This is a genomic window from Peribacillus sp. AS_2 (genome assembly GCF_026891895.1).
Taxonomy (GTDB): domain Bacteria; phylum Bacillota; class Bacilli; order Bacillales; family DSM-1321; genus Peribacillus; species Peribacillus frigoritolerans.
This window is the reverse complement of sequence record NZ_JAPTGA010000036.1, coordinates 1-2,564: the sequence shown is the minus strand read 5'-3', so window position 1 is coordinate 2,564 and position 2,564 is coordinate 1. Positions and strand designations below refer to the sequence as shown.

The following is a 2,564-nucleotide window of genomic DNA, read 5'->3' as shown; positions in this document are numbered from 1 at the left end:
CATTTTGTGGTCTTTTTTCATGCATGCTATGAAAAGATCGTGACTGTCGGGGGCTGCACCAAGTTGATAGATTGGCAGAGCCCATATTTCCCTAGCCAGCATCTAGTATCAAGATGATACCTTTAGTTTCCTTTTGATTTGTGTTGCGAAGATTTAAAGACAGATTGCGACGATCAGGATAAAATATGTTTTAGTTTCAAGCTAACATCTTCAATGTATCTTGCTGCCAAGTGAACGTACGTTAAGAAAGAGTAAATCTTTGTATAAAATTTGTTAAAGCCGGGCCTCACTATTCAAATTTCGTGCTTTACTCGTGAATTCGGAGCATTTACTCGTGAGTTCCGTGCCTTTACTCGTGAATTCGGGGCATTTACTCGTGAGTTTCGTACTTTTACTCGTGAATTCAGAGCATTTACTAGTGAATTCGATCGATATCTGGAATGGAAGTTTTTATATAACATATGTGAAACAATCGCTCCGATAGATTATGACCGTGTGCTCAAGGACTTGATTACTCCGCTTATCCCGGCATAATGATTCCACTTGCAAAAGTGGAATCAAACTTGAACACTGCAAAATATCCCGTTCGAAAAGAGTGGGAAAAATCGCATTCAGCGTGCTCCTGCTTGATCCGAACTCTACAAAGCCGTGCTGCCGATAATATTGAAACATGGAGGTTATATCCGGGCCGTCCTTTTCTATTTCAGGAAAAGGTGATTTTGTTACAAAAGATGTATGAAGAGCAAGCGGGAAATCGTCCATTAACCTAAGCCTGCCAATTTTAAAGACTTTATTTTCCGCCAACAAAAATCCCCCTTTACATATAATTTCCTTGTTACTGTCAGTGTAATGAGAAAATATGAAGCTATCATGATTTTCTAGTAAAAAAAGTCCTGGTCAATTACCAGAACGCAAGGAAGCACTTATTTTATCGATCCTTTTCCATACAAGACCCTGTATGTTCAGTCTTTCAAATTCCCAATCCAGCATGTAAGCATGACGCTTTCACAGCAAATTCCTGGTTTCATAGATCGATATTTTTCAATACCACATCATTAATGTTCATGCTTTTTTTCCTTACTTTCAAAGCATTCACACATTCCGTTCCAGGGCTCATACTGCCAAGCCGAATCGGCTTTTCCCCATAATCCCCATGAAAATCGGAACCTCCTGTTTTAATGAGATTATATTGATCTGCATATGAAATCGCTCTTTCCTCTTCTGCATGACCATGATGCGGGTGAAGAACTTCAATCCCTTCAAGCCCTGCTTTTACAAGATCAGGGATAATTTCGAAGCTCTCGTATTGTCCAGGGTGAGCAAGGACCGGGACGCCTCCGGCAGCACGAATCGCCTTCACAGCCAGTATGGCATCCACATACTCCATAGGAATAAAGGCAATGCCCGGCTCTTCCCCATTTTGGCCGCGGCTGAAGATTTTCCTATACAAATCTCCATAGATAGAATCCGTATACCCCGATTCCCGAAGCGCCAGCATAATATGCTGTTTATAAACACCGGTTCCTCCCCTGAATTTAGATACCTGATCCCAAGTTATTCGATATCCTGCATGAATCAGCCGTTCCACCATTTTTTCAGAAGCTGCATTCCTCTTTTCAATCAGTGGATTACATAAATCCTCAAGGGCCTTATGACCAGGCTCGACAAAATAGCCCAAAATATGTACACGCCTTCCTCTTGCAAAGTCATAACTGGAAACTTCGATACCAGGGATGATTTCAATACATATTTCCTTACCCCGTTCCGCCATCTCTTGCAATCTCATTGTTGTATCGTGATTCGTAATCGCTAAATGGCCAATTCTCTCCCTTTTTGCAACCTCCAATAGTTCTTCAAAAGAACTGGAACCATCTGAAACGTTCGTATGACAATGTAATTCAACCTTCATGCCAATCCCCCATTCTTATTCGTTACCCATTTTCATTTTAACTTAGTGCCATGTCGGTCAACGTTAAGATGCTGTAAAAAAACGTAAAGGTGTAAAAGTCGTCCTGATTGGTGAAAATACTTAAGTATTTCAAGCTGCAGACAAAAAATTTCCAGTTGATTTCAGAAACCCGCTCCCTTTCCGCCGACTGTCTGCCAAGCCTCCTCGACGCAAGCGTCTGTGGGGTCTCGGCTAACCAGTTTTTCGGCAGGAGTGTCGCATATTTCTTCCATCCATTAAGGAGTACAGGAGAAAAAACATGAAAGATAAACTAGTCTTAAATAGGGTTCGGAATAAGACGAACCTGCAGTTTTTTCTTATAAAAATTCCAGTTGATTTCAGAAACCCGCTCCCTTTCCGCCGACTGGCTACCAAGCCTCATCAAAGCAAGCGCCTTTGGTGTCCTGGCTAGCCAGTTTTTCGGCAGGAGTGTCGCATATTTCTTCCATCCATTAAGGAGTACAGGAGAAAAAACATGAAAGATAAACTAGTCTTAAATAGGGTTCGGAATAAGACGAGCCAGCATTTTTTTAAGTTGATTGGAACGGAAGGCACGAGACTCCTGCGGGAAAAGCGCGGCATGGGAGACCCCGCAGGCGCGCCGAGGAGGCTCCCG

General features: G+C 42.4%; 2 protein-coding genes. Both read right to left on the bottom strand.

What is annotated here, in order from left to right:
• Positions 1-450: 450 nt before the first annotated feature.
• A complete protein-coding gene (locus OTG27_RS26365) occupies positions 451-804 on the bottom strand; it encodes a UTRA domain-containing protein (protein ID WP_268938587.1) in 354 nt (117 codons plus the stop codon).
• Positions 805-1,024: 220 nt separating this feature from the next.
• On the bottom strand, positions 1,025-1,909 hold the full coding sequence (locus OTG27_RS26360) for a PHP domain-containing protein (protein WP_268938586.1): 885 nt from the start codon (positions 1,907-1,909) through the stop codon (positions 1,025-1,027).
• Positions 1,910-2,564: the final 655 nt, after the last annotated feature.